The sequence below is a fragment of the Sediminibacterium roseum genome (assembly GCF_009939005.1).
Taxonomy (GTDB): Bacteria; Bacteroidota; Bacteroidia; order Chitinophagales; family Chitinophagaceae; genus Sediminibacterium; species Sediminibacterium roseum.
On the sequence record NZ_JAACJS010000002.1, the window covers coordinates 1,001,700 to 1,024,982 of the forward strand.

25 protein-coding genes are annotated in these 23,283 nt (G+C 49.2%); 11 read left to right on the forward strand and 14 right to left on the reverse strand.

Going from position 1 to position 23,283, the window contains the following annotated elements; genetic code table 11:
• The first annotated feature begins 170 nt into the window (after nucleotides 1-170).
• Nucleotides 171-782, forward strand: a complete 612-nt coding sequence (locus GWC95_RS04420) for an ATP-binding protein (RefSeq protein WP_161817449.1) — start codon at nucleotides 171-173, stop codon at nucleotides 780-782.
• Nucleotides 783-897: 115 nt separating this feature from the next.
• Here the strand turns inward: GWC95_RS04420 and GWC95_RS04425 are convergent, their stop codons facing one another.
• Nucleotides 898-3,273 (reverse strand): 3-hydroxyacyl-CoA dehydrogenase/enoyl-CoA hydratase family protein, encoded by a 2,376-nt coding sequence (locus GWC95_RS04425; protein WP_161817450.1) that lies wholly within the window; start codon nucleotides 3,271-3,273, stop codon nucleotides 898-900.
• Nucleotides 3,274-3,422: 149 nt separating this feature from the next.
• Here GWC95_RS04425 and gatC point away from each other — a divergent pair, with 149 nt between their 5' ends.
• The 3 genes from gatC to GWC95_RS04440 all read left to right on the forward strand — a co-directional run bounded on the left by gatC (nucleotide 3,423) and on the right by GWC95_RS04440 (nucleotide 5,148).
• The gene (gene gatC / locus GWC95_RS04430; protein ID WP_161817451.1) at nucleotides 3,423-3,713 is read left to right on the forward strand and encodes an Asp-tRNA(Asn)/Glu-tRNA(Gln) amidotransferase subunit GatC; all 291 of its coding nucleotides are present in this window, start codon (nucleotides 3,423-3,425) and stop codon (nucleotides 3,711-3,713) included.
• Nucleotides 3,714-3,813: 100 nt separating this feature from the next.
• Nucleotides 3,814-4,527, forward strand: coding sequence for an ABC transporter ATP-binding protein (locus GWC95_RS04435; protein ID WP_202630204.1), 714 nt, complete (start codon nucleotides 3,814-3,816; stop codon nucleotides 4,525-4,527).
• Between the two features lie 60 nt (nucleotides 4,528-4,587).
• Nucleotides 4,588-5,148, forward strand: coding sequence for a cob(I)yrinic acid a,c-diamide adenosyltransferase (locus tag GWC95_RS04440; RefSeq protein ID WP_161817452.1), 561 nt, complete (start codon nucleotides 4,588-4,590; stop codon nucleotides 5,146-5,148).
• A 53-nt stretch (nucleotides 5,149-5,201) separates the two neighbouring features.
• On the opposite strand, the gene GWC95_RS04445 is transcribed toward GWC95_RS04440, so the two are convergent.
• Together GWC95_RS04445 and GWC95_RS04450 are read right to left on the reverse strand one after the other, a co-directional pair.
• Nucleotides 5,202-5,717, reverse strand: a complete 516-nt coding sequence (locus GWC95_RS04445) for a DUF4199 domain-containing protein (protein ID WP_161817453.1) — start codon at nucleotides 5,715-5,717, stop codon at nucleotides 5,202-5,204.
• A 95-nt stretch (nucleotides 5,718-5,812) separates the two neighbouring features.
• On the reverse strand, nucleotides 5,813-6,466 hold the full coding sequence (locus GWC95_RS04450; RefSeq protein ID WP_161817454.1) for an ABC transporter ATP-binding protein: 654 nt from the start codon (nucleotides 6,464-6,466) through the stop codon (nucleotides 5,813-5,815).
• Between the two features lie 146 nt (nucleotides 6,467-6,612).
• Here GWC95_RS04450 and GWC95_RS04455 point away from each other — a divergent pair, with 146 nt between their 5' ends.
• On the forward strand, nucleotides 6,613-6,834 hold the full coding sequence (locus tag GWC95_RS04455; protein WP_026751298.1) for a DUF2795 domain-containing protein: 222 nt from the start codon (nucleotides 6,613-6,615) through the stop codon (nucleotides 6,832-6,834).
• Between the two features lie 133 nt (nucleotides 6,835-6,967).
• Here GWC95_RS04455 and GWC95_RS04460 read toward each other — a convergent pair whose 3' ends face one another.
• From GWC95_RS04460 to GWC95_RS04490, 7 genes are all read right to left on the reverse strand, one after another.
• Nucleotides 6,968-7,510, reverse strand: a complete 543-nt coding sequence (locus GWC95_RS04460) for a DUF2911 domain-containing protein (RefSeq protein ID WP_202630205.1) — start codon at nucleotides 7,508-7,510, stop codon at nucleotides 6,968-6,970.
• 56 nt (nucleotides 7,511-7,566) lie between these two features.
• Entirely contained in the window at nucleotides 7,567-7,863 is a 297-nt protein-coding gene (locus tag GWC95_RS04465) for a SemiSWEET family sugar transporter (protein WP_202630206.1), read from the reverse strand.
• 8 nt (nucleotides 7,864-7,871) lie between these two features.
• A complete protein-coding gene (locus GWC95_RS04470) occupies nucleotides 7,872-8,696 on the reverse strand; it encodes an enoyl-ACP reductase FabI (protein WP_161817455.1) in 825 nt (274 codons plus the stop codon).
• Nucleotides 8,697-8,814: 118 nt separating this feature from the next.
• Nucleotides 8,815-10,467, reverse strand: a complete 1,653-nt coding sequence (recN, locus tag GWC95_RS04475; protein ID WP_161817456.1) for a DNA repair protein RecN — start codon at nucleotides 10,465-10,467, stop codon at nucleotides 8,815-8,817.
• 123 nt (nucleotides 10,468-10,590) lie between these two features.
• Nucleotides 10,591-12,045 (reverse strand): tetratricopeptide repeat protein, encoded by a 1,455-nt coding sequence (locus GWC95_RS04480; RefSeq protein WP_237722052.1) that lies wholly within the window; start codon nucleotides 12,043-12,045, stop codon nucleotides 10,591-10,593.
• A 219-nt stretch (nucleotides 12,046-12,264) separates the two neighbouring features.
• Nucleotides 12,265-13,020: a zinc ribbon domain-containing protein gene (locus GWC95_RS04485; RefSeq protein ID WP_161817458.1), complete on the reverse strand. Its 756-nt coding sequence runs from the start codon at nucleotides 13,018-13,020 to the stop codon at nucleotides 12,265-12,267.
• A 131-nt stretch (nucleotides 13,021-13,151) separates the two neighbouring features.
• Nucleotides 13,152-14,252, reverse strand: a complete 1,101-nt coding sequence (locus tag GWC95_RS04490) for a Nif3-like dinuclear metal center hexameric protein (protein ID WP_161817459.1) — start codon at nucleotides 14,250-14,252, stop codon at nucleotides 13,152-13,154.
• A 109-nt stretch (nucleotides 14,253-14,361) separates the two neighbouring features.
• Between GWC95_RS04490 and GWC95_RS04495 the strand changes: the two genes are divergently transcribed.
• Together GWC95_RS04495 and GWC95_RS04500 are read left to right on the forward strand one after the other, a co-directional pair.
• Nucleotides 14,362-15,228, forward strand: coding sequence for an aminotransferase class IV (locus GWC95_RS04495; RefSeq protein WP_161817460.1), 867 nt, complete (start codon nucleotides 14,362-14,364; stop codon nucleotides 15,226-15,228).
• Between the two features lie 77 nt (nucleotides 15,229-15,305).
• Nucleotides 15,306-16,613 (forward strand): cryptochrome/photolyase family protein, encoded by a 1,308-nt coding sequence (locus GWC95_RS04500; protein WP_161817461.1) that lies wholly within the window; start codon nucleotides 15,306-15,308, stop codon nucleotides 16,611-16,613.
• A 21-nt stretch (nucleotides 16,614-16,634) separates the two neighbouring features.
• Here GWC95_RS04500 and GWC95_RS04505 read toward each other — a convergent pair whose 3' ends face one another.
• Together GWC95_RS04505 and mqnB are read right to left on the reverse strand one after the other, a co-directional pair.
• Nucleotides 16,635-17,480 (reverse strand): 1,4-dihydroxy-6-naphthoate synthase, encoded by an 846-nt coding sequence (locus GWC95_RS04505; RefSeq protein ID WP_161817462.1) that lies wholly within the window; start codon nucleotides 17,478-17,480, stop codon nucleotides 16,635-16,637.
• Nucleotides 17,481-17,561: 81 nt separating this feature from the next.
• A complete protein-coding gene (gene mqnB, locus GWC95_RS04510) occupies nucleotides 17,562-18,230 on the reverse strand; it encodes a futalosine hydrolase (RefSeq protein WP_161817463.1) in 669 nt (222 codons plus the stop codon).
• Nucleotides 18,231-18,419: 189 nt separating this feature from the next.
• Here mqnB and GWC95_RS04515 point away from each other — a divergent pair, with 189 nt between their 5' ends.
• The 4 genes from GWC95_RS04515 to fabD all read left to right on the forward strand — a co-directional run bounded on the left by GWC95_RS04515 (nucleotide 18,420) and on the right by fabD (nucleotide 20,939).
• Nucleotides 18,420-18,830: a 6-pyruvoyl trahydropterin synthase family protein gene (locus tag GWC95_RS04515; protein WP_161817464.1), complete on the forward strand. Its 411-nt coding sequence runs from the start codon at nucleotides 18,420-18,422 to the stop codon at nucleotides 18,828-18,830.
• A gap of 49 nt (nucleotides 18,831-18,879) precedes the next feature.
• Entirely contained in the window at nucleotides 18,880-19,290 is a 411-nt protein-coding gene (locus GWC95_RS04520; protein WP_161817465.1) for a 6-pyruvoyl trahydropterin synthase family protein, read from the forward strand.
• Between the two features lie 17 nt (nucleotides 19,291-19,307).
• Nucleotides 19,308-19,904 (forward strand): GTP cyclohydrolase I FolE, encoded by a 597-nt coding sequence (gene folE / locus GWC95_RS04525; RefSeq protein ID WP_161817466.1) that lies wholly within the window; start codon nucleotides 19,308-19,310, stop codon nucleotides 19,902-19,904.
• A 144-nt stretch (nucleotides 19,905-20,048) separates the two neighbouring features.
• Nucleotides 20,049-20,939 carry an ACP S-malonyltransferase gene (gene fabD / locus GWC95_RS04530; RefSeq protein ID WP_161817467.1) on the forward strand — a complete coding sequence of 297 codons (891 nt, stop codon included), beginning with the start codon at nucleotides 20,049-20,051 and terminating at the stop codon, nucleotides 20,937-20,939.
• Between the two features lie 76 nt (nucleotides 20,940-21,015).
• Here fabD and GWC95_RS04535 read toward each other — a convergent pair whose 3' ends face one another.
• Together GWC95_RS04535 and GWC95_RS04540 are read right to left on the reverse strand one after the other, a co-directional pair.
• Nucleotides 21,016-21,465, reverse strand: a complete 450-nt coding sequence (locus tag GWC95_RS04535; protein WP_161817468.1) for a GNAT family N-acetyltransferase — start codon at nucleotides 21,463-21,465, stop codon at nucleotides 21,016-21,018.
• Between the two features lie 82 nt (nucleotides 21,466-21,547).
• Nucleotides 21,548-23,221 carry an N-acyl-D-amino-acid deacylase family protein gene (locus tag GWC95_RS04540; RefSeq protein ID WP_161817469.1) on the reverse strand — a complete coding sequence of 558 codons (1,674 nt, stop codon included), beginning with the start codon at nucleotides 23,219-23,221 and terminating at the stop codon, nucleotides 21,548-21,550.
• Nucleotides 23,222-23,283: the final 62 nt, after the last annotated feature.

A 23,283-nucleotide genomic window follows, 5' to 3' on the forward strand; every position in this document is an offset into this window, starting at 1 on the left:
TAGTTAAGGTTTTAAGATGCTTGATGAAGGTAGCAAGATATTCGGGAACAAAATGGAATATTGACGAAACGCCGGATTGCCGATACGAAAGGGGTTTTGCAGCAAAACCGGTACCCGATCGGAACAAACTACAAACTAATTGCTTACATTCAATCAACAACCATCCAGCCATGCCCCACGCTTTTAACAGGCGGGAAATAAAAAGCATTACAGACGACCTGAAACGCTTTCTCAGTGCGGTTAACGGCCCTATTGCCAAGCTCGATTATTTTAACCGCAACGCAGCTTCGCTTGAAAAGAACGGTGTTATGGAGATCGGGTACGACCCCGCACCCGTCGATCTTATTCCTGAAATAGAAAAGACCGTTACCAGCCAGGTGGAGAAGGCCGAAGAAAGCGCCATCGGCATTCACCTGCATTTGTCGCCCGCATCGATGATGGTGCAGGTAGACCGGCTGTTTTTTCAACAGGTGTTTTACAGGCTGTTTGCCGATATGCTGCAGGTGAATGAAAAGGGAGCCATCATCAGCGTGTACGTAACCGACAGCGATGGCAAATGCATCGTCGAGCTCATGAGCCGTGCAGAAATGCAGGCAGGGCGAGCTTCTGAAGACTATTTTAAAAAATACCGCATCACCAATGTGCTTCATGCGCCGGCTATGCAGGACGAGCACATATTACTGGCATACAAGAAAATGGTGGAAGACATGAAAGGAGAACTGGCCTATGTGTTCACCAAAGACAGACCCAATTATGTGCGGTTGAAGTTCGGGTTGATCTGACGCCACAGCGGGCATTTAACCGAAACAAAAACAAGTTGAACAACACTGGAGAAACGCACCTGCGAGCAGCATTTTCCCTGGCGTTATTCAACTTGTTTTTATTGATAAGTAATGACTAGTTGCGAACCGGCCTTCCACTCTTTAACACGCTCTGTATTCTCTCGAGGGTTTTCTTCTCACCGCACAAACTCAGGAAAGCTTCTCTCTCAAGATCAAGAAGGTATTGTTCGTTTACAAGGCTTTGGCTGGTAAGGTCGCCGCCGCACATTACATAAGCAAGTTTGCGCGCCACGAGTGCATCGTGATCTGTGGCGTAGTTGCCGCGCCACATACCGTTGATGCCGGCGAGCATCGCACCGAGCCCGAGGCGGCCCATCACTTTCACATCGTTGCGTTGAACAGGCATCGAATAACCTTCGTCGTACAACGCGATCACACTTTTTTTCGCTTCCGCGATACGTCGGCCTATGTTCATCACTACTTCGTCGTGCCCTTTGCGCATAATGCCCATATCAAAGCTCTCCTGCGCAGAAGTTGCCACTTTTGCGGTGGCGATGGAGAAGAAGCGGTCTTTGAGTGTTACGGTCTCCGGTTCATCGGTATGCAGTTCATCCCCGGCGCGCAATGCGAATTCCTTGGTGCCTCCGCCGCCCGGTATCAATCCCACGCCGAGCTCCACAAGACCGATGTATGTTTCTGCGGCAGCGCATATTTTATCGGCGTGCAGGTTCATTTCGCATCCCCCGCCAAGGCAAAGCCCGTGTGGCGCCGTTACAACGGGTATGGAAGAATACCGTACGCGCATCATGCTGTTCTGGAACATGCGGATGGCCATGTCGAGCTCATCGTATTCCTGTTCAATGGCAAGCATGAAGATCATACCCACATTTGCGCCGGCGCTGAAGTTGGGTCCGTCGTTCGCGATCACGAGGCCTTTGAATTTTTCTTCTGCCGTTGTGATCGCCTTGTTCAAACCCTCGAGTACTTCGCCGCCGATGCTGTTCATTTTGCTGCTCCATTCGAAGCCTGCAACGCCGTCTCCTATATCGTACAAACGGCAGGCGCTGTTTTTCCAAACGAGCTTGTCTGCATGGTTGTTCAAAATAATGAACGCTTCGCCACCCGGTAATGCTTTGTATGATTTTGAAGCAACATCGTAATACAAACGTTTGCCCGCTTCCACTTTGTAAAAACCTGTGGCGCCCGCTGCAAGCATCTCCTCAACCCATGGTGCAACCTTGTATCCGGCGGATTTCATGGCATCAACTGTTTTGGCAACGCCAAGCGTGTCCCATGTTTCAAAAGCGCCGATCTCCCAGCCAAAGCCGGCTTTCATAGCATCGTCCAGGCGATAGATCTCATCGCTGATCTCGGGTATGCGGTGGGAGATATAAGAGAACAGGGCGTAGTGAAACATCCGGTAAAACTCACCTGCTTTATCCGGCGCGGCATTCAGCATTTTTATTCTTTGCCTTAGATCCTCAACGGGCTTGGCGGCCTCGATACTGGCAAATTTTGGTTTTATTCTTGCGCCGTATTCCATTGTCTGGAGGTTGAGCGTAAGGATCTCTTTGCCTTCGGCCGATTTTATCTTTTTGAAAAAACCCTGTCCCGTTTTATCGCCGAGCCAGTTGTTTTTAACAACGGTATCGAGCCATGCCGGGATCGTGAAAACTTCTTTTGCTTCGTCGTTGGGGCAGTTGTCGGCAACCCCCTTCGCCACTTTCACAAGTGTATCGATACCTACCAGATCCCCTGTTCTGAAGGTGGCGGATTTGGGGCGTCCCATCACCGGGCCCGTGAGCGCCTCGATCTCGTCTATCGTCAAACCCAGTTTGTCCATGATGTGAAATACGCTCATGATACTGAACACGCCGATGCGGTTGGCAATGAATGCGGGCGTGTCTTTGCAGAGCACGGTTGTTTTCCCGAGGTACAGGTCGCCGTAATGCATCAGGAAGTCTACTACGGCAGGGTCGGTGTGCGGTGTAGGGATGATCTCGAGCAAACGCAGGTAGCGCGGCGGGTTGAAGAAATGCGAGCCGCAGAAATTTTTCCTGAAATCATCGCTTCTACCCTCTGCCATCATATGGATCGGGATACCCGATGTATTGGAAGTAACCAGCGTGCCCGGCTTGCGGAACCGTTCTACTTTTTCATAAATGAGTTGTTTGATATCAAGCCGCTCCACCACCACTTCAATGATCCAGTCGCAGGAAGCGATGTCTTTCATATTATCGTCGAAGTTTCCCGTGGTGATCCTTTTCAGCACATCTTTTGTAAACACGGGCGAGGGGTTGCTTTTAACGGCGGCCTGCAGGGCATCGTTCACCAGTTTGTTGCGCTCGGCGGGTTTGGTACTTTCTTCAGAACCTTTGGGAACCATATCGAGCAGTAATACCTGCACACCAATGCCCGCAAAATGGCAGGCGATCCGCGAACCCATAACACCGCTCCCTAAAACAGCAACTTTCCTGATAGAACGTTTCATAATGATAGCTTTTCTTAAAATTAGTTAGTTATGCAACTATTTACCGAAGATAGGGAAAACCCTTTAGCTGTTGGCCGCGGGTCGCAGGCTTTTTTGGTGATTTTATGGGCTTGTGGCTTATGCTCACGGGGAACAGCTATTTTTGCCTTATGACCATCGACAACAAAACAGTAGAAAACCTGGCCCACCTCGCAAGGCTGCGGTTCAACGAATCGGAGAAAGAGCAGATCCGCGAAGGGCTGGAAAAAATGGTGGCGTTCGTGGAAAAGCTGCGGGAGGTGGATACGACCGGCATTGAGCCATTGCTTCACATCAGCGATGCGGCCAATGTGTTGCGCGAAGATGTGGTCCGGGGCTCTATCAGCCGCGAAGAGGCACTGTTGAATTCGCCGGTAAAAGATGAGGTGTTTTTTAAAGTGCCTAAAGTAATAAAGAAGTAAATTGTTTTTTGATTGACCGATCGTAATTGGCCGGGGGCACAAACCGGCAAACCCCTAACCACAGATCGATCAACCGGCAACCTGATAAACCGCATCAATTATGAACGACGTCATCATCCGCCTCGAAGACATCCAGAAAAGTTATTTCATGGGTACGCAGGCCATTCCTGTTTTGAAGGGCATAACGCTTGATATTTTCAAGAACGAGTATGTGGCGCTCATGGGCCCGTCGGGTAGCGGTAAGAGTACGCTGATGAATATCCTGGGCTGCCTCGATTCTCCCACAGGCGGCAGGTACATTCTCAATGGCAAAGATGTAAGCAAGATGGTAGACGATGACCTCGCCGAAGTGCGCAATACAGAGATCGGTTTCGTGTTCCAGCAATTCAACCTGCTGCCGCGTTTAACGGCGGCGGAGAATGTGGCGCTCCCGCTGATCTATGCCGGGGTGAGCAAGAAAGAACGGATTGAAAGATCGATGGAGGCCTTGCATAAAGTTGGGCTCGCAGAACGCAGTCACCATAAATCGAACGAGCTCAGCGGCGGGCAGATCCAGCGTGTGGCCATCGCCCGTGCGTTGGTGAACAATCCTTCGCTCCTGCTTGCAGACGAGCCCACCGGTAACCTCGATACAAAAACGTCGGTTGAAGTGATGGAGATCTTCGGCAAGATCCAGGAGGCGGGTAACACGGTTGTGCTCGTGACCCACGAAGAAGACATCGCCAATTACGCCCACCGCGTGGTTCGTTTAAGGGATGGACTGGTGGAAACAGATACGCAGAAAAGCAGCTGGCAAATGGGCGCAGGGAAATAGTTATCCTGCATCCTGCCCGGTTTTGCTCCAATCGCCAACTTTTACTCCAAACGCTAAATCATGGCTCTCAAAATATATACTAAAACAGGCGACCAGGGAAAGACATCGCTTATCGGCGGAACGAAAGTGCCTAAGAGTCATATACGCATTGAAGCGTATGGTACGGTGGATGAGTTGAATTCATACATCGGTTTGGTGGGCGATCTGTTGGCCGACGATCATTCCAGGAAAATACTGAAGGAGATCCAGGACCGGCTCTTTACCATTGGTTCATCGCTTGCCTGCGATCCCGAAAAGGAGCCGTTGATGAAAATGCCCGATCTTAAAGAAGAAGACATCACACTGCTGGAACAGGAGATCGATAAAATGAACGGGGTACTGCCCCCGATGAAATCATTTATTTTACCCGGCGGGCATGTAGCGGTATCAACAACGCATGTTGCGCGCTGCATCTGCAGGCGGGCGGAGCGCAGCTGTGTAAACATGCAGCAACAGGATGTTTTTGTGGATCCGCTCGTGATCAAATACCTCAACCGGTTGAGCGATCACCTGTTCGTGCTATCCCGTTACATCGGTCACCTGCTGAATGCTCCGGAGATCGCGTGGAAACCCAGGGTATAAGTACGGGGTACGAAATGAGATGCAGTCCGTACCCCGTGGTTTTAAACACGATGCTAACTTTGTGCTTTTGCCGCCCCTCTCCTGAATATTGCCGAGCCGATGAGTGAAAGAACCAGTCCGAAACCCATCATAAGTACAAAGAGAAAACAGTACGAGAGCACTGATCCGCCGGAACTCATGTCTACCATCTTTAAGTGGGCATCTATTACCTGCTGCGAGGCGCCGGTGGCTGTGATTTTGGCGCGTTCGAATTCCATCAGGGTTGGTTTGAATTGCGTGTTGATCACTTCCCCATAAATACTATAGATGATCACAACGCCGATGCTGTAGATAACAGCAACCGTCATCCCGGCCTTTACCCCCTGGCCAAAACTGAGCGCGCCCTGTTGTTTTCTTGTCTGGTAAATGGCAACAAAGATCAGCACATAATATACCAGTGCGCCGAGCATTCTTGCATATTGTCCTGTTTCGTGGTTGGTGGTGTTGTAACCGAGTACGTGTTCGATAACGGTCCATACAAGGGTGAACAGCAGCGCGTACACCCCGAATTTTACAGCGGGCGTTTTCATATGGCAGTAGTTTTGGTTTACCCTAATATACTCAGAAGTTGGGAGTTTGGCGCCGGGAGCGGGTTTTAATTAAGCACATTAGGGTTTGCCCTGTATCAGCTTACCATCATCCCATCCCGCATATGCAGGGTGCGGTCGCTCATATTGGCCAGCTCCTCGTTGTGGGTTACGATGAGGAATGTCTGGTTGAAATCGTTGCGGAGGCTTACGAACAATTCGTGCAGTTCGCGGGCATTGGTGCTGTCGAGGTTGCCGGTGGGTTCGTCGGCGAATACGATGGAGGGGTTGTTGATCAGCGCCCGGGCCACCGCCACCCGTTGCTGCTCACCGCCTGAAAGTTGCTGCGGCTTGTTCTCCATGCGGTCCTGGAGCCCTAAAGTTGTTAACAGTTGGATGGCCCTTGCGGCGGTCTCCTTTTTTTTCTGGCCCGCTATCCATGCCGGTATGCAAACGTTTTCCAGTGCGCTGAATTCGGGCAGCAGGTGGTGGAACTGGAAAACAAAACCAATGTGTTTGTTGCGGAAAGCTGCAAGCTTTTTGCCCGTGAGCTGGTCTATGCGTTCGCCCTTCAGCCAGATGGCGCCGGAATCAGGTTTGTCAAGGGTTCCAAGGATATGGAGCAATGTACTTTTACCAGCGCCCGAAGACCCTACAATGCTTACGATCTCACCCTGGCGGACCTCAAGATCCACACCTTTCAGTACGGTTAATTCGTTGTATTTCTTCTTGATCTGTTCGGCTTTGAGCATCCCGGTGGGTTAAATTATGGATACAAACGTACAACAGGACGGCAGTTCGGCACGAATTTTTAAACATTTCTTCATGAAAAGATGAAAACTCACATTTGGTGGTTTCGTTTATACGGCTACATTTGCAAAAAATTAAAAGGTAAAATATGTTCTGGACATTAGAATTGGCAAGTTACCTGGAAGAGGCCCCCTGGCCGGCAACAAAAGACGAGCTGATCGATTATTCGATCCGCAGCGGCGCACCGCTCGAAGTGGTAGAGAACCTGCAGGAGCTGGAAGACGAAGGAGAGGTGTACGAGAGCATCGAAGACATCTGGCCCGATTACCCGAGCCAGGAAGACTTTATGTTCAACGAAGACGAATACTGAGCCCGCACCGGCTTCCCGTGAAACAGGAGGCATATGTGTGTGCCTGCGGGGCTGTTGTTCCCGCATCAAAATACCGATGTAAAAAAGCCATTCAGTTTTTGAATGGCTTTTTTGTTTGTTGCAGGTGTACCGATCAACGTACGGTGAACTGAACCTCTCCGATGTGTTTTTCCCAACCGAGTGTGAGCGATGCTTTGCCATTGCCCAGCAGGGTAAGTTTGTAGTTCAGTTGCTCGATGGGTGCGCCGGGTGCGCTCATTTTCATTTTAACGCGCCCGAGGTCGTTCTCCGCTTTGTAGGTAAGCCCGCCCTGGCCCGTTTGTTTATTGATCACCAACTCCCAGTTATTGGCGTCGGCAATGTTTACAAACAGGGTATAATCCCCTTTGGGCACATCCAGGTTACCGATCTTCAGATCGGCATCGGTATGAAATGCTGTGGCCGCATTTGCGCCGGCGCGCCAGATCGGAAAGTTGGTTTCTTTAGAGATAAGGCCGGCTGCCCCGAATATATCCCTCCCTCTTACCGAAGGTGCCGAATATTTAACCGAGATGGTTTTGCCTCCCAGCTCAACAGATGTCTGCGCCGCCGGGCTTTGCGCCGAAGCCATATGGGCAACCATGCAGAATGCAGTTGCCAGCATACCCTGGCGTGTGAAATGGATGATACGGTTCATGGTTTTGATTTTAGTGATGATTCGATCCTGTTGTTCCCGACGGCAGCGCCAATACGCTAAGACAGTGGCGGCTGCTTTTTAAAGGTGATCTTGAAGTAAAGCAATACCAGCGTCAATGCCAGCACAATAAAATTGGCAACGATCACCGGGCCGCTGTCTACCGCGAAGCCATATACCAGCCATACGATGGTGCTGAGTACAACGATCAGTACCATAAGTATACTCAGATCGCCCACACTTTTTGATTGCCACGACTTATATACCTGCGGTATAAAAGTGATGGCTGTTAAGAACGATCCGAAATAACCGATGTACGGGATCATATCGGGCGGTATGGCTGCTAATACGGGCATATGGTTGTTTATTCAGATTCTGAAATACCGAGTTTCTCTAATATCGCGTTGCTCACACCGGTTGATGAGTAGCCGCCATCGTGCAACAAATTCTGCATGGTCACCATCCTGGTAAGGTCGGAGAACAGCGTTACGCAGTAATTGGCGCAATCTTCAGCGCTGGCATTGCCCAGTGGGGAGATCGCATCGGCATAGTCAAAGAAATCGCCGAAACCTTTGATGCCTGTACCGGCCGTTGTTTTGGTTGGCGATTGGGAAACGGTATTGATGCGAACTTTCTTATCAACCGCATAATGGTAACCAAAACTGCGCGCGATCGATTCGAGCATCGCTTTGATATCGGCCATGTCTGTATAGAACGGGTAGGTTCGCTGCGCTGCCATGTAAGTAAGCGCAACCACGCTTCCCCATTCATTGATCGCATCGAGCTTTTTGGCAACGGCGAGCATTTTGTGAAACGACATCGCGGATACATCGATGCCTTTATTGAAATAGTCGTAATTGAGTTCTGTGTATGGGATCTTTTTACGGATGTTCACGCTCATGCCGATCGAATGCAGCACAAAATCGATCTTGCCGCCCAATACTTCCTGGGATTGTGTGAAGAGTGTAGTAAGTTCTTCCACGCTTGTTGCATCTGCCGGTATGATCTTCGACCCGGTTTTCTCCGCCAGCTTGTTGATCTCTCCCATACGCATCGCGATGGGGGCATTGGTCAATACAAAGGTTGCGCCTTCTTCGTGACATTTCTCCGCTACTTTCCAGGCGATCGAATTTTCATCCAGTGCGCCTGTGATAATACCACGTTTGCCTTTTAATAAGTTGTATGCCATAGTTGGTTTGTTTGAGGTGTAAAAGTAGAGAATAGCAACGAGCTTTGAGCTGTGCGCTCCGGGCTTTTTTGGGATGCGATACTTAGTGTAAAAAACAACGCCCTGGGTCCAAAACCGATCAATTCATCATCTCCCTCGCATTCTCCAAAGCCGCTGCAGTAGGTTTCTCGCCGCTCAGCATGCGTGCGATGGCGGTGATGCGTTCGTCTTGATCAAGCAGGCGTATGTTTGTTTTTACCGCATCGTTCCTGATCTCCTTGTACACGAAGAAATGCGCATTCGCCTTGCCCGCGATCTGCGGCTGGTGGGTGATGCAGATGATTTGCCGGTTTGATGCCAATCCTTTCATGATGAGTCCAACCTGTTTGGCCGCTTCTCCCGAAATACCCGTATCGATCTCATCAAAGATCATGGTGGGCAGATCGATGGATTGCGCCACGAGCGATTTGATGCACAACATCAGCCTGCTCAATTCGCCACCGCTCGCCACTTTGCGTATGGGCTCGAAGCGGTTGCTTTTGTTGGCATCGAAAAGAAAATCGATCTGGTCTTTTCCGGATGCCTGCAGTGCAGTTTCTTTCAACTCCACCTTCAACCGCGCATTGGGCATGCCTACCTGTGTAAGCAGGTGGTTCACTTTTTCTGCAAGCGGGTTTACCTGTTTGTGTCTTGCCTTCGAGATCTTCTCTGCGAGTGTATTTGCTTCGGTGAACAGGGCTGCTGCCTGTTTTTCTTTTGCTGCTATGGAATCGTCAATCTCGAGAACGGCTTTCAGTTTCTCTTCCAGTTCCGTTTGAATGGCGAGAAGCTGGTTTGTATTTTGTACGCCGTGTTTTTTTACAAGTTTATACCCCTCCATCAGGCGTTGGTTGATGAATTCGATCCGCTGTTCATCGTAGTTCACCGCATCGTTGATCCGGTCCACTTCGTCTGATATATCCTGCAATTCTATCTGCGCACTTTGCATTCTCTCTATCACGCCGGTAAGATCTGGGTGGTAAGATGCGTATCCCTGCAATTGGTTGATGAGCTGTTTCAGTACCTGTACCAGTGGCTGTTCGCTTTCTTTCAGGTCAAAGTATACTTTTGACAGTGTTGTTTTGATGCCTTCTGCGTTGCTCAATAATTTCAATTCAGCGTCGAGGTCCTCAAGCTCATTTTCTTTGAGGTTGATCTCGTTCAGTTCATTGAATAGGAACTGGTGGTAATCGAGTTCTTTGTTGAAATCTGTTTTTTGTTGCTGCAGCGCCATCAGTTCTTTGCCCGCGGTTTGCCATTGCTGGTATGCTTTCTGGTAGGAGGCAAGCGTTGTTTCATTGCCGGCGAGTGCATCCATTACCTGCCGCTGGAAATCCGAATCACCCAGTTCAAGCGTGTCGAATTGCTGGTGGAGGTCAACAAGAAGGGATGCAAGTCCTTTCAATTGCTGCAGTGTTGCGGGTGTGTCGTTGATGAAGGCGCGCGATTTGCCGTTGGCGGCGATCTCTCTTCTCAGAACAAGTTCTTCTTCCACATCAAATTCATTTTCCTGTAAAAATGCTGTGACTTGTTTTTTTGCATCAACGGTGAACGTTCCTTCGATAAAACATTTTTTCTGTGTGTTTACCAAAACAGAACTATCGGCGCGTTCACCCAATATCAAACTGAGTGCGCCCATCAAAATGCTTTTTCCCGCGCCGGTCTCACCTGTGATGATATTTAGCTCCGGCGAAAAATCGATGGTGATCTCGTCGATGATGGCGTAGTTCTGTATGGAAAGTTTTTTTAGCACCGGCTTTGGTTTGTGTTGTAATCGGTTGTTGGTGTATGGGCCTTATCGGGGGTGAAAGTTAATCTAGTTGCTCAATTCAGGCAAGCAGAATTTACTGTAAAAATACGGGTGAGAAACCTCATTTTATTCCCCTTTGCACCGCGCGATCCCTGATTTTGCCCGCTGGTCGAGGGAGTTCTTGTACTCGTGGTCCTCCATATCGATGCATTTCTGGTAATAAGTGATCGCAAGCGCTTTCTGTCCTTTCTTTTCGTAGATCTGCCCGATCTGTAATGCGGCACGGGCAGCAAAATATTCTTTCCGGTTCTGCCCGATGTTGATGGCAACCAGGTAATTCCGGATCGCCTCGTCGCTTCTTCCCAGATCGTCGTTGATCCTGGCCATGCGGTAGGCGAACTCTAATTTTTCTTCGTCTTTCTGAAAATCATCTTCTGATTTGCCATGCAGCAATGCGGTTGCTTCGTTGTTGTAACCGCCATCGCTCAGCAGCCTTGCTTTGAGCAGCAGCATATTGGGCCATTTGCCCGATTTGGCATCTTTCAGCGCCTGCTTGTCTGCATCTGCATCCGTGGCTCCTTTTTTGATCACGTTGGCGCGCGCCTCTTCCGCTTTTGCCATGTTGCCCTGCAGGTAATAGCACCAGCTTAGTTTCTGGTACGCATCTTTCAGGTAAAATTTTCCTTTGAAATTATTGACGAACGCTTCCAGGTTTTTTGCCGCCTCCTGTGTTTCGAGGTGGTAGAGCCTTGTGAACCCGAGTTCAAAATCCCATACACCTGTTCGTAAATATTCGGGCGATTTGTTTCTTGCCAGTATCACACTCTCTGCGTATTCCGATTGTTTGTTGTTGATGCCAAGATTGGCCGCCATGTAAGCGTGCAGGTGGTTGTTTACCAGGTCGAGCCTGCGTTGCTGCGTAAAGGCCAGCGCCTCTTCTTTTTTGTTCTCGATGTAGAACATGAGGTAAGGATAGATGAATGCCGCTTCGTTAAAGAACACGCGCGCCCAGGGGTCGTTGCTGTTCATAAACCCACGCACGGTTTTCATGCCTTCGGTAAGCGATCCTTTCATCCCAAAAATGCTCGCGAGCCATTTGTATCCTTTCGGAATGGTTCCGGTAACGGCCTGCAGGGAGCCATAGATCAGGTCGTTCGGGCCAAAAGTGGGAAACTGTTTTTTGTTGTCCTTGATGAGCGAATACGCCCTTTTAAAATCCCAGCCCGCATCCCACATCTTCCCAAACTTTATGGCCGATGCGGCTTTGTGCACACGCACCATGCTCAGGCAGTAATAATAAAACGGTGAGCTTTTCGGGCCTTCGGAAATCAAATTGATGCGCTCGAGGAATTTCGGGTACCGCACCGCATATTCCTTTGGATCCTCGTTGAGAAACAGAACATAGAAGTCAACATAACTTTCCAGTAGTTCGGGAATGAGGTTGTCCGGGTTCTGCTCCCTCGCTTTCTGCACCAGGGCCAGCCCGTTGTTGATCTTCAGCCTGGTGATCTCCTGGTAGGCCTGCTGGCAGGTAGAATTGAATTCAAATACTTTCTGGGCGCTTACAGAAAAGCAGCTCAAAAGCAATACGGTTATTAGGAACGGGGTTCTGATCTTGTTGTTTTTATGATGTGACAGGAATTGCAGCATGAACTAAATTATTGTGCCAGCCGGGATCAACCCGACCGCTTTATAAAAATCACACAAAAATCAGAATAAACGATAAAAAAGAAAAGGAGCGCACTGCGCTCCTTTAATCTTATATCCATCTTGCTGTGGCTTTGCAGCACCAGCGGTTTTTTATTTTGCTTCTACGCTGTCGTTCAGGTCTGCATCAACCAGGATACGTCCGCAGTTTTCGCAAACGATGATCTTTTTGTGCAGGCGGATCTCGCTCTGGCGCTGTGGCGGAATCGAATTGAAGCAACCTCCGCAGGCATCCCTTTCTACAGGCACAACAGCCAAACCATTGCGGTAGCTCTTGCGGATGCGGTCGTAGCTGTACAGGAGGCGCTCGTCTATGTGACTGCGTGCGTCACTGCTTTCCTTGTTGAAATGCGTTTCTTCTTTTTCCGTATCGGCGATGATCTTCTGGAGCTCGCCTTTTTTGTGGTTGAGAACGCCTTCTTTCACGCCCACTTGTTTTTTAGCGATCTCGAGTGCCTTGATCTTTTCAGTCAGCTCCTCGTTCGCATCGCGGATGTGTTTTTCGGCCAGTTTGATCTCGAGTTGCTGCATCTCGATCTCTTTATTGATCGCTTCAAACTCACGGTTGTTTTTTACGTTCTCGCTTTGTTTTTCGTATTTCGCGTTCAGGGCCTCACTTTCTTTGATGGCGTTTTTCTTTCCCTCAATAAATTCAGTGATACCATTGATCTCTTCTTCAATACGCGTCTGGCGGGCGGTTAAACCCTGAATTTCGTCTTCAAGGTCACTCACCTCCATCGGAAGTTCACCTTTCAGGATCTGGATCTCATCCAGTTTGCTGTCAATCTTCTGCAACCTCAAAAGGGTCACCAGTTTTTCTTCAACAGAGAAATCTTTAACTGAAGCCATACTTTAATTTGTTGTTTGTAGTTTGTTGTTTGTGGCTGGGTCACTGTTTACCGGGTTATCGTGGCGGGTCATTGAAAAACCAGCAAACCGTCAGCGAATGATCCAATAAACCAATCCATGATCCAACTTCCTCAACCGATGAAGTAGTTAACCGGGTTGGTTTTTACTTCTGATTTGAGGACGGCAAAGGTAGGGAATTTAGCCTGTAAAAGCTCAACCAAAAGCCCAGTGGTAAATTGTTCGCTTTCCCAGTGGCCTATATCCGCCAGGACCATCCGGCCGTCTGCATCAAAAAATTCGTGGTATTTAACGTCGGCCGTCACGTACACATCGGCGCCCGCCGCGATGGCCCTGGTTGTTAAAAAGCTCCCTGCGCCGCCGCAAACCGCTACTTTCCGGATCTTTTTGCCCCGCAGCGGGGTGTGCCGCACCAGTTCAAGCTCGAATGAGGTTTTTAGCATATATAAAAACCCTTTCTCGTCCATAGCCTCCGGCAAATCGCCCAGCAAACCGCTTCCAACGGATTGAAAATCATTGGCAAGCGCAACCAGGTCGTAGGCCACCTCCTCATACGGGTGGGCCGCGAAAAGTGCTTTTAGCACGGCCGGCTGGCGGTATACGGGTAAAATGACCTCTATTTTTGTTTCCTTCTCCTCGTGCCTTTTACCCGGTTCGCCCACAAATGGGCTGGTGTTTTCGCCTCCCCTGAAAGTGCCCGTTCCGTCGGCATTAAAGCTTGCTTCGCTGTAGTTGCCGATGTTTCCCGCACCTGCGGCAAAAAGGGCGGCGCGGATTTTTTCAGCCTGATCGGCCGGTGCAAACGTGAACAATTTCAGCAGTTGGCCGGGTTTGGGGGAAAGGATCCTGCGGTTGACCAGCCCCAGCCGGTCGGCGATCTGGTCGTTTACCCCATCCAGCACGTTATCCAGGTTGGTATGGATGGCGTAAATGGCGATATCGTTTTTAATGGCGGCTATTACGGTCCTTTCCACGTAGTTCTTACCGTTGATCTTTTTCAGTCCCCCGAAAATGATGGGATGGTGCGCCACCACCAGGTTGCAGCCCCGGTCCAGGGCCTCCATTACCACATCCTCGGTTGCATCGAGGGTGCATAGAACGCCTTTGCATTCCCAGCCCGGGTTGCCGGTTAACAATCCCGCATTATCATAACCCTCCTGGAGCGAGGGCGGTGCTTTTTCTTCGAGCGTTCGTATGATGTCGATTATCTGCATGCGGTAAATTATAGGGATTAAATGAAAACAGCAGTTGGCTGTATCTCCTTTTTCCAAAAATACTTACTACTTATCACTTACAACCTACAACTTAAAATACCTTTATTCCATGAACGAAAACGGGTTCCTTATTCACGATGGTAAAATACGCAAGTCGGGCATTCCCCTGATCTCGCCGGATAACAGGTCGTTCCGCTATGGCGACGGTTTTTTTGAGACCATGAAAATGGAAAACGGGCAGATCGTTCTCGAACCGCTTCACTTCGAAAGATTATTTACCTCCCTCGATCAGCTCCGTTTCAAACGCCCCTCTTTTTTTACACCCGATCACCTGCGCAGGCAGGTACTGGAGATCGCCGAGAAAAACAAACACCAGTCGCTTGCACGCATCCGCTTAACCGTGTTTCGTGGCGAGGGTGGTTTGTATGAGCTGGACGACCAGGCCCCGCACTACATCATCCAGTCGTGGCCGCTGAATCCTTCCGTAAACAAACTGAATGAGAACGGGTTGGTTGCAGGTATTTACAAGGATGCACGAAAGGCGTGTGATGGATTTTCGCATATCAAAAGCAATAACTACCTCGCTTATGCAATGGCTGCCCTTTGGGCGAAGGAACAAAAAATGAACGAGGCCTTTGTGCTCAATTCTTTCGACAGGATCGCAGATGCCACCATCGCCAATATTTTTATTGTGAAAGACGGACTTGTCAAAACACCGTCGCTGGCCGAAGGCTGCGTGGGTGGCGTGATGCGCAAATACCTGCTGCAGCTGCTGCGCAGGGAAAACATACCCGTTGAAGAAACACAGCTGGAAATAGAAGATGTGCTGCAGGCATCGGAGATCTTTTTAACCAATGCCATACAGGGCATCAAATGGGTAAAACAACTGGGCGAAAATGGGTTTGACAACAGCCTGGCCGCCCACCTCCACCACAAACTGTTCAACGAATATGCATTTCAGCCGGTCAACCGATAAACAAGGAAACAATAATCGCATAAACCGCTAAACTTTCGGGCGGCAAACTTGTTTCGTCTTTTCATCAACCCGTACAAATGAAGCCGGTCGTAAATATCATGTGGTTCAGAAGGGATCTGCGTCTTACCGACAATGCCGCACTGTATCATGCATTGAAGAACAATACCCCGGTTTTGCCGGTTTTTATTTTCGATAGCAACATCCTTGATCAACTCGCGAACAGGTCAGACCGCCGTGTCGTGTTCATTCATGAGGCGCTGCAAGCCATGCAATCCAAATTGAGCGCACTGGGTTCTTCCCTGGAGGTTTGCCATGGAACGCCGGAGGAATCGTTCAGGAAACTGTTTGAGAAATATGCCGTCGGAAAAATTTTCACCAACCACGACTATGAGCCTTATGCTACGGAAAGGGATGGTGCGATAGAAAAAATGGCCGTACAATACGGAGCGGATTTTCACACCTATAAGGACCAGGTCATCTTTGAAAAAGACGAGGTGGTTAAGGACGATGGCAAGCCCTACACCGTTTTTACACCCTACGCAAAAAAATGGCGCGCCAGGCTGCAGCCTTTTTATTTGAAAGCCTATCCTGTTGAAAAATATTACGACCGGTTCTACAGGCGTGATCTGGTTGCCGTTCCTGCTTTGGAAGAGATCGGGTTCAAGCCGGCCAAAGAAGATTTTCCACCGTCGGATGTGCCTGATGCCATCCTTGAAAATTATACGCAACGGCGGGATTTTCCTTCGATAGCGCATGGCACATCACACATAGGCGTCCATCTCCGTTTTGGAACGGTGAGCATAAGGCAGCTTGCCTCGCGTGCCGTAAAATTAAATGCGACCTACCTGAACGAGCTCATCTGGCGCGAGTTTTACCAAATGATACTTTGGCATTTTCCAAAAGTGGGTAAGGGGCATGCGTTCAAAGCTGCGTATGATAACATCAAATGGCGCAATAATGAAAATGAGTTCCGGCGGTGGTGTGAGGGCAGCACGGGCTACCCGATCGTTGATGCGGGTATGCGCGAGCTGAATACGACCGGTTTTATGCACAACCGTGTGCGCATGATCACTGCGTCTTTTCTTACAAAGCATTTGTTGATCGACTGGCGCTGGGGCGAAGCCTATTTCGCTGAAAAATTGCTTGACTACGACCTGGCCGCCAACAACGGCGGCTGGCAATGGGCCGCGGGCAGCGGGTGTGATGCGGCGCCTTATTTCCGTGTGTTTAACCCGGCATTGCAGACGCAGAAATTCGACAAGGATCTGCGGTACATCCGCAAATGGGTGCCGGAGTTTGAAGAGCTTACTTATCCCCAGCCCATGGTTGTGCACGAAGAAGCGAGGAAGCGGGCGCTGGAAACGTATGCAAAGGCTTTGAAATAATAGTCTATTAATAAAGACACATCAACGGAAGATACTTCCTTCGAAAGAAGCGTGGTGGTTGAGTTCTGTATACACATCCAGTAATTTTTTTACTGCGGACTTGCCGTCGTTGCCAAGCTCAACCGAATAATTGTTTACATAAAGATCGATGTGCTGCCGCATAACCTGTTCGCTCATTTCCTGCGAATGCATGCGGATGTAATCAGTCAGCTCAGGATAATGCTCAAATGCATACGATACGCTTTGCCTGATGAGGGTATCGACGGTTTGTTGGAGTGATGGGTCGAAGGAACGCTTCATCACTATGCCGCCCAGTGGTATCGGTACTTTTACGGTTTCTTCCCAATAAGCTCCGAGATCGATGATCTTGATCAATCCTTTGTCGTGGTAGGTGAAACGGTTTTCATGGATGATCACTCCCGCATCCGCCTTGCCACTCAATACCGCGTTCTCAATCTCATGAAACACCATGAACGTTTTGTTCTTCACTTCCGGGAATGCAAGTGAAAACAACATGTGCGCGGTTGTATTTACGCCGGGAATGGCAACAGATGCGTCCTGTAGTTTGAAGTGATCGGCTGCCAGCCTATCGTAGTTTTCCTTGTTGGTGATCAGCAAGGGTCCAACACCTTTGCCCAATGCGCCGCCGCTGTGTAAAACAACATACCCGCTCAATACAAGCGGCAACACACCGTAGCTGATCTTGGAAACATCCAGTCTTCCTTCTTTCGCCCAATCGTTCAAAGTCTGCACATCTTCAAGCACTACATCAAACTCAATTCCCTGTGTGTCGATCTTTTTATTGACGAGTGCATCAAAAATAAAAGTGTCGTTGGGGCAGGGGGAAAAGCCGAGTGAGAGGGTCATGGGGTGAGGGATGAATATTGAATCGTAATGAAAAGGCAAAGTTAATCATTCAGCCTTTATTCAACGTTGATGGTAGTTTGTTCATCGTATTTTGTAAAGCCTGTCCACGTATTTTACCAGTACTTCGTTAAGATTATCGATCGCTTCTTTTATTTTCCAGTCGGCCTTGTTTCTTTCGCCGATGTAGTTTGATACGGCGCGTATCTGCAGGAAAGGGATGTTGGCCTGCCGGCATACATAATGCAGCGCGGCGCCTTCCATACTTTCGATGAAGGGGTCGTATTTTTTGATGAGTTGCTGGATCCTTTCTTTATCGGTTGTTATTTCGTTGATCGTTATGGCGGCCACTTCGGGCAGTTTCAAAAGATTGAATTTACCGAGCCACGGGTTCGGCAACCTTCTTCTTTCAAAAGGAGGGTAGCTGCTTTTCTCGAGTTTGAGGTCGAAGATGTCTTTCCATTTCCCGTCTTCCATCACTCCAACATCGCCCAGCATTTCCTCTTTAACCGCAACCACTTTCCCGAGCGGCGCGCTTTGATCGAAGCAGCCGGCAATACCAGCCTGGATCACCAGGTCGGGCCTGTCTTCGAAGATCATTTTGGAAAGCGCATAGGAACTGCCCAGCATACCGATGCCGCTTTGGTGAAACTGCACCCTGAGGCGGTCGCTCTCGCCGGTATACAGCTTGTCGATCGCCAGGAAGGCCGGCATCCATTCGCCAACGGTTGCGGCGGTGATGATTACTCGCATAGGGCAAAGGTAGCTTTTAGCCGTTAGTTGCAAGCCGGGGGTAGGGACTGCCCGCTTTTTTTACCCGACTGCCCGATAATTTTCAAAAAAAAACCTGTAAAATGAGCACGATCTACAGCTGAAGGCGCGAATCCAAAGGCTGAAACTCACCGTCAAAAAACCTACCTTTGCGGAAATTTTTGGTGGAGAATGGTGTATTTAACTAGACAGGAACACTTTAATGCGGCGCATAAACTCTTTAACCCAAAATGGAGCAAGGAGCAGAACGAGGCCGTATTCGGGGTATGTGCCAATGAGAACTGGCATGGACACAATTACGATCTTTTTGTTACGATCAAGGGCGAGCCCAACCCGGATACAGGGTTTTTATTTGATGTGAAAAAGCTGAGCATACTGGTAAAACAATATGTGATCGATAAACTGGATCATAAGAACCTGAACATGGATGTTGACTTTATGAAAGACAAAATGTGCAGTACCGAAAACCTCGCGATCGCCATCTGGCAGCAGCTGGCGCCCCATTTGCCGGGAGATGTGAAGCTGCATTGTATTAAATTGTACGAGACTGCAAGGATCTATGTTGAATATTTTGGCGATTAACTGAACCGCCGAACAAAGTACCGGCGGCGGCGTTATTGAAACCCATACCATGAATAAAGTAGCTGTTTACCGCAAGGAACATTTCAACGCAGCGCACCGGCTGCACAACCCTGCGTGGACAGACCAGCGGAACGATGAAGTATTTGGTCTTTGTAACAATCCCAATTACCACGGCCATAATTACGACCTGGTGGTGAAGGTGGTGGGAGAACCCGACCCGGCAACAGGATACGTGATCGATCTGAAAATACTGAGCGATCTCGTGAAAGAAGAAGTGATGGAACGGTTCGACCACAAAAACCTGAACCTCGACACGGCCGAGTTCGCAAACCTCAACCCTACCGCAGAAAACATTGCGATCGTTATCTACAACCTGCTCAGGCCAAGGCTCGATGCAAAGCTGGAACTGCAGGTACGGCTGTACGAAACGGAAAGAAATTTTGTAGAATACCCCGTATAAAAAAACAACACACGAACATGGCCTATTCAAAGATTGAAAAATACGATGAGGACGTTACGGCAGGACTGATCAAAGATTACCACCACGCCATAGAATTGCTCGGTGAGGATCCGCAAAGAGAAGGATTGCTCAAAACGCCGGAGCGCATGGCAAAAGCAATGCAGTACCTTACACAAGGCTACCAGCTCGATGCAAAAGCGATCATTGAATCGGCAAAATTCAAGGAAGACGTAAGCGAGATGGTGATCGTAAAAGATATTGAATTGTACTCTATGTGCGAACACCACATGCTACCCTTCTTCGGAAAGGCGCACATTGCGTATATTCCAAATGGCTGGATCACCGGCTTAAGTAAACTTGCGCGCGTAGTGGATGTTTACTCGCGCAGGCTGCAGGTGCAGGAAAGGCTGACCACGCAGATACTCGAAGCGATCAAGGAATCGCTGAACCCCGTTGGCGTTGCAGTGGTGATCGAAGCCAAACATTTGTGTATGATGATGCGGGGGGTAGGCAAGCAGAATTCCGTTACCACCACATCCGCATTCGATGGGGAGTTTTTGAAAAATACAACACGCAGTGAGTTTCTCAAACTGATCACAAAGAACCTGGAATAATGGTAGGTGCTGTTGTTGGTCGCCTGACGAACAACAATGCATCATCCAATCATCAAAACTGTGCCTTTGTTGGTCTCCTGACCAACAACGAACATAACCCAAACAAGCATTCAATTCTGAAATACATTTAACAACAGATTGCCTATGAAACACGCCTATGTTTTCCCCGGTCAGGGCTCGCAGTTCAGCGGAATGGGAAAAAATTTATACGAGAACAACGCGGTTGCGAAAGATCTTTTTGAAAGAGCGAACGAAATACTCGGCTTCCGCATCAGCGACACCATGTTTTCCGGAACGGATGAAGAATTAAAACAAACCAACATAACGCAGCCTGCCGTGTTCCTTCACTCCGTGGCCGCATTCAAAACCATCGGCGATGCCAAACCCGATATGGTTGCCGGCCATTCGCTCGGCGAATTCTCTGCGCTTGTTGCAAACAATGTTTTACAGTTTGAAGATGCATTGAAACTCGTAAGCATAAGGGCAAAAGCCATGCAGAAGGCCTGCGAGCTCAATCCTTCAACCATGGCGGCAGTACTGGCACTGGCCGATGAAAAAGTGGAAGAGATCTGTGCGGCAGTGTCTGCAGAAACAGGTGAAGTGGTTGTTGCGGCAAACTACAATTGCCCGGGGCAACTCGTTATCAGCGGCTCCATCAAAGGCATTGAAATTGCCTGCGAACAAATGAAAGCCGCCGGCGCCAAACGCGCGCTTGTATTGCCTGTTGGCGGTGCATTTCATTCTCCTTTGATGGCGCCTGCAAAAGAAGAACTTGCTGCTGCCATTGAGGCCACGCATTTCAACAATGCCAGCTGCCCCGTTTACCAGAACGTGGTTGCCAAAGCCGTTTCCGATCCCGGTGAAATAAAAAAGAACCTGATCGACCAGCTGACCGGCGCCGTAAGATGGACACAAAGCGTTCAGGCCATGGCAGCAGACGGCGCAACTGATTTCACTGAATGCGGCCCGGGAAAAGTATTACAGGGATTGGTACAGAAAATTTTTAAAGAAGCGGTGGTTGCCGGTGTAAGTTAACAGTGAGCCATAACCAACGCGGGCTTTTGAAAGGGCCGGGTACTGCACCCGGCCCTTTGTATTTTGCGGGTTGCTTTTAAAGATCCAAAATGCCATTGATCCATCCCGGGTCGAGTGTTGCATTGTATTTTTTGTAGAAATTGATCGCAGGTTCGTTCCAGTCGAGCACCTGCCATACCATCCTGGTGTAGCCTTTGTCTTTTGTTTCCTGGATGATCCTGTCAAACAATAATTTTCCTGCGCCCTTGCCGCGTAATTTTTCGGTAACCAAAAAATCTTCGAGGTAAAGACACTGCCCCTTCCACGTGCTGTAACGGATGTAGTACAGTGCCATTCCTTCCACACGGCCATTGATCTCGGCCACGAACCCCCACCACACGGGCTTTTCGCCAAAGCCGCTTTCTTCGAAATGCGAGAGTGTAACGGTTACTTCTTCAGGCGCTTTTTCATAATCGGCCAGCTCCTGTATCAGTTCAAGCAGGCGCCTGCAATCTTCTTTAACGGCCCTTCTGATCTTTACTTCCATGGTCTTTGTGTGTTTGATAAACGCGGCAGGATCAACGCGCGTTCTATGGTCAATTCAATATTGTTTATTCATGCATGGCTGTTCATGCCGCTTTTCTTCCTTTCACAAACCGTCCTGGTTTTGCCCCGGTGTGTGTGCCGTCTTTCAACACCTGTTTCCCGTTTACAAATACGTGTACCATTCCGGTTGAGTACTGGTGCGGGTTTTGGTAAGTTGCATGGTCCTGCATTTTTGCGGGATCGAAAACGAGTACGTCTGCGTAGTTTCCCACTTTCAGTTCCCCTCTTTTCTGAAGATGGAGGTTGGTTGCTGGAAGTTTTGTAAGCTTGTAAATGGCGTTGGCCAGCGTAATTATTTTTTCATCGCGCGTGTACTTGCCGATCACCCTTGTAAAATTTCCGTAGGCGCGCGGGTGTGAGCTTTGCTTGAGAAAATTTCCCGCCGTGGCCATCGATCCTGCATCTGACCCAAAGCTGGTCCATGGCAACGCGACCTGTTTTTTTATGTTGTCTTCGTTGATCATAAAGAACGCAACTTCTATGCGGCTGCTGTCTTGTATGATCAGGTCTATCGCAGCATCTTCAGGTGTCGTGTTTCGTATGCGCGCCACTTCTGCCAGCGTTTTCCCGGTGTATTTATACAGCGAGTCTCTTCTGAAACCGAGTAGCAACACATTTTCGGGCGAGCCGGCGCCATAATATAAATTTTCCCAATCGGTGGCATTGGTCCGCATCGCCTTCTTCATTCCTTCGCGGATAAAATGATCCTGCAAACGTTCCCATAATTTTCCAAAACCACCTGCCTGTACCGAAGGCGGGAGCCCGGCTGTTAACCCGGTTGCACCTGCCGTATAGGTATACATGTTGGCGGAAATATCGATGCCTTCTTTTCTCGCGCGTTCGATCCGTTTGATCACGCTGTCCATTTTGGAAAAATTATCCTTGCCCACCGCTTTGAGGTGGTAGATCTCTCCATGCACTTTTGCTTCTTTTGCAATGGTGATGAGTTCTTCCACCGCCTCGTGCAATTTGTTTCCTTCGCTGCGCAGGTGTGAAAGGTACACGCCATCGTAAGGGGCAGCGGCTTTGCAAAGCTCGATGAGCTCGTTTGTTTTTGCAAAGAATGCGGGTGGATAGATCAACGAAGAGCCAACACCGAGTGCGCCTTCTTCCATTGCCTGTTTTACGAGCCGCTTCATCTGTTCCATTTCTGCAGGCGTAGGGTCGCGGTTCTCTTCGCCCACCACGTTTATGCGCACCGTTGTAGCGCCAACCAACGAAGCGATGTTGCAGCTGATGCCTCGCTTTTCCATCGAACGCATGTATTCGCCCAGCGTGTTCCAGTTCACCAGGAACCGGTAAACGGATTGGTCGTCCTGCATCTCTTTTTTCATTTTCGCATTCAACGGACCCATGCTTTCGCCTTCGCCAAACACTTCCAGCGTAACGCCCTCTCTTATTTCGCCCTGCGAATTTCCATCTTCGATCAGGGTAACCGGCGACCAGCTCAACATATTGATGAAGCCCGGCGTAACGGCCATTCCCCTGGCATCGATCTCGTGTTTGGCAGATGTTTCCTTTGAAAGATCGCCGATAAAGGCGATGGTGTCATTCCTGATCGCAACATCGGCCCTGAAAGGCGCGCCGCCATTGCCATCGTACACCAATCCATTGCGGATAATGGTATCGTATTTTTTGCTGCTGCATGAAAAAAGCAAACAAGCAAGCAAAACAAAACAGGAGATGCGGCGGAGCATAGTGGTTATTTTAGGTGGACCGTGAGTTGTAAAAGTAAAGGTGACCGGCAGATGTTACAAGT

Bases quoted from the DNA above. Each gene is read 5' to 3' on its own strand.
- GWC95_RS04420 (WP_161817449.1), top strand. From the start codon at position 171: ATGCCCCACGCTTTTAACAGGCGGGAAATAAAAAGCATTACAGACGAC.
- GWC95_RS04425 (WP_161817450.1), bottom strand. From the start codon at position 3,273: ATGAAACGTTCTATCAGGAAAGTTGCTGTTTTAGGGAGCGGTGTTATG.
- gatC (WP_161817451.1), top strand. From the start codon at position 3,423: ATGACCATCGACAACAAAACAGTAGAAAACCTGGCCCACCTCGCAAGG.
- GWC95_RS04435 (WP_202630204.1), top strand. From the start codon at position 3,814: ATGAACGACGTCATCATCCGCCTCGAAGACATCCAGAAAAGTTATTTC.
- GWC95_RS04440 (WP_161817452.1), top strand. From the start codon at position 4,588: ATGGCTCTCAAAATATATACTAAAACAGGCGACCAGGGAAAGACATCG.
- GWC95_RS04445 (WP_161817453.1), bottom strand. From the start codon at position 5,717: ATGAAAACGCCCGCTGTAAAATTCGGGGTGTACGCGCTGCTGTTCACC.
- GWC95_RS04450 (WP_161817454.1), bottom strand. From the start codon at position 6,466: ATGCTCAAAGCCGAACAGATCAAGAAGAAATACAACGAATTAACCGTA.
- GWC95_RS04455 (WP_026751298.1), top strand. From the start codon at position 6,613: ATGTTCTGGACATTAGAATTGGCAAGTTACCTGGAAGAGGCCCCCTGG.
- GWC95_RS04460 (WP_202630205.1), bottom strand. From the start codon at position 7,510: ATGAACCGTATCATCCATTTCACACGCCAGGGTATGCTGGCAACTGCA.
- GWC95_RS04465 (WP_202630206.1), bottom strand. From the start codon at position 7,863: ATGCCCGTATTAGCAGCCATACCGCCCGATATGATCCCGTACATCGGT.
- GWC95_RS04470 (WP_161817455.1), bottom strand. From the start codon at position 8,696: ATGGCATACAACTTATTAAAAGGCAAACGTGGTATTATCACAGGCGCA.
- GWC95_RS04485 (WP_161817458.1), bottom strand. From the start codon at position 13,020: ATGGCTTCAGTTAAAGATTTCTCTGTTGAAGAAAAACTGGTGACCCTT.
- GWC95_RS04490 (WP_161817459.1), bottom strand. From the start codon at position 14,252: ATGCAGATAATCGACATCATACGAACGCTCGAAGAAAAAGCACCGCCC.
- GWC95_RS04495 (WP_161817460.1), top strand. From the start codon at position 14,362: ATGAACGAAAACGGGTTCCTTATTCACGATGGTAAAATACGCAAGTCG.
- GWC95_RS04500 (WP_161817461.1), top strand. From the start codon at position 15,306: ATGAAGCCGGTCGTAAATATCATGTGGTTCAGAAGGGATCTGCGTCTT.
- GWC95_RS04505 (WP_161817462.1), bottom strand. From the start codon at position 17,480: ATGACCCTCTCACTCGGCTTTTCCCCCTGCCCCAACGACACTTTTATT.
- mqnB (WP_161817463.1), bottom strand. From the start codon at position 18,230: ATGCGAGTAATCATCACCGCCGCAACCGTTGGCGAATGGATGCCGGCC.
- GWC95_RS04515 (WP_161817464.1), top strand. From the start codon at position 18,420: ATGGTGTATTTAACTAGACAGGAACACTTTAATGCGGCGCATAAACTC.
- GWC95_RS04520 (WP_161817465.1), top strand. From the start codon at position 18,880: ATGAATAAAGTAGCTGTTTACCGCAAGGAACATTTCAACGCAGCGCAC.
- folE (WP_161817466.1), top strand. From the start codon at position 19,308: ATGGCCTATTCAAAGATTGAAAAATACGATGAGGACGTTACGGCAGGA.
- fabD (WP_161817467.1), top strand. From the start codon at position 20,049: ATGAAACACGCCTATGTTTTCCCCGGTCAGGGCTCGCAGTTCAGCGGA.
- GWC95_RS04535 (WP_161817468.1), bottom strand. From the start codon at position 21,465: ATGGAAGTAAAGATCAGAAGGGCCGTTAAAGAAGATTGCAGGCGCCTG.
- GWC95_RS04540 (WP_161817469.1), bottom strand. From the start codon at position 23,221: ATGCTCCGCCGCATCTCCTGTTTTGTTTTGCTTGCTTGTTTGCTTTTT.